The sequence below is a fragment of the Methylomonas subterranea genome, assembly GCF_024505185.1.
In the GTDB taxonomy this organism is placed as follows: domain Bacteria; phylum Pseudomonadota; class Gammaproteobacteria; order Methylococcales; family Methylomonadaceae; genus Methylomonas; species Methylomonas subterranea.
In genome coordinates this window covers 1-1,835 of record NZ_JANIBJ010000087.1, presented here as the reverse complement: position 1 = coordinate 1,835, position 1,835 = coordinate 1, and the positions used below count along the sequence as shown (strand labels likewise).

General features: G+C 61.2%; 1 protein-coding gene. It reads left to right on the top strand.

Annotation, left to right across the window (positions count from 1 at the left end; all coding sequences use genetic code 11):
• On the top strand, positions 1-1,835 hold a 1,835-nt coding region (gene tkt / locus NP590_RS20385), incomplete at its 3' end, for a transketolase (RefSeq protein ID WP_256604582.1).

Below are 1,835 nucleotides of genomic sequence, written 5' to 3'. Positions count from 1 at the left end.
ATGCCTTCGCGCCGAGACTTAGCGAACGCCATCCGCGCACTCAGCATGGACGCCGTACAAAAAGCCAACTCAGGACACCCTGGAGCCCCGATGGGGATGGCTGATATCGCAGAAGTATTGTGGAACGACTTCCTGCAACACAACCCCGGCAACCCGAAATGGGCCAACCGCGACCGCTTCGTGCTGTCCAATGGCCACGGCTCCATGCTGATTTATTCCCTGCTGCACTTGGCCGGTTATAACCTGCCGATCGAAGAACTGCAACAGTTCCGCCAACTGCACTCCAAAACCCCCGGACACCCCGAATACGGCTACACCGACGGCGTCGAAACCACCACCGGCCCACTGGGCCAAGGCATCACCAATGCCGTGGGCTTTGCGCTGGCCGAACGCACCCTGGCCGGCCAATTCAACCGTCCCGGACATGAGATCGTCGATCACCACACCTACGTCTTTCTGGGCGACGGCTGCCTGATGGAAGGCATTTCCCACGAAGCCTGCTCGCTGGCCGGCTCCATGGGTCTGGGCAAACTGATCGCCTTCTACGACGACAACAACATCTCCATCGACGGCGAAGTGCGCGGTCACGGCAACGTGCACGGCTGGTTCCTGGACGACACTCCCAAGCGCTTCGAAGCCTACGGCTGGCACGTCATCCCCAAAGTCGACGGCCACGACCCCGAGGCCGTGAAAAAAGCCATCGAAGCAGCCAAAAAAGTCACCGACAAACCGACCATCATCTGCTGCCAAACCATCATCGGTTTCGGTTCGCCGAACAAACAAGGCAAGGAAGAATGCCACGGTGCCGCCCTGGGTGAAGCCGAAATTGCCCTGACCCGCGCCCAACTGGGCTGGCCGCACGCCCCGTTCGAAATCCCCGCCGACATCAAAGCGGCCTGGGACGCCAACGCCAAGGGCCAACGCCTGGAAAGCGCCTGGAACGACAAATTCGCCGCCTACCAAGCCGCGCATCCCGAACTGGCCGCCGAATTCCAACGTCGCATGGCTGGTGAACTGCCCGCTGACTGGAACGAAAAAGCCAATGCCTTCATCGCCGAAGTCAACGCCAAGGGCGAAACCATCGCCAGCCGCAAAGCCTCGCAAAACACCCTCAACGGCTTCGGCCCGTTGCTGCCCGAACTGCTGGGTGGTTCCGCCGACCTGGCCGGCTCCAACCTGACCCTGTGGTCCGGTTGCAAAGACGTTTGCGCCCCCGGTCACGACGGCAACTACGTCTACTACGGCGTGCGCGAATTCGGCATGAGCGCCATCATGAACGGCATCATGCTGCACGGCGGCTTCAAACCTTACGGCGCCACCTTCCTGATGTTCTCGGAATACGCCCGTAACGCCCTGCGCATGGCCGCCCTGATGAAAGCGCCGACCATCTTCGTCTACACCCACGACTCCATCGGACTCGGCGAAGACGGCCCGACCCACCAACCGATCGAACAAACCGCCACCCTGCGCATGATCCCCAACATGCAAGTCTGGCGTCCTTGCGACGCGGTCGAATCCGCCGTCAGCTGGAAAGCCGCCATCGAACGTACCGACGGCCCCAGCACCCTGATCTTCTCCAGGCAAAACCTGCAACACATGGCGCGCAGCCAGGCGCAGATCGACGCCATCGGCAAGGGCGGCTACGTGCTGAAAGACAGCAACGGCACCCCCGACGCCATCATCATCGCCACCGGCTCCGAAGTCGAGCTGGCCGTGAAAGCCGCTGAAGTGTTGGAAGGCAAAGGCAAAAAAATCCGCGTGGTCTCCATGCCGTCCACCAACGTCTTCGAAGCGCAAGATCAAGCGTACAGAGACAGCGTATTGCCGCCGAGTGT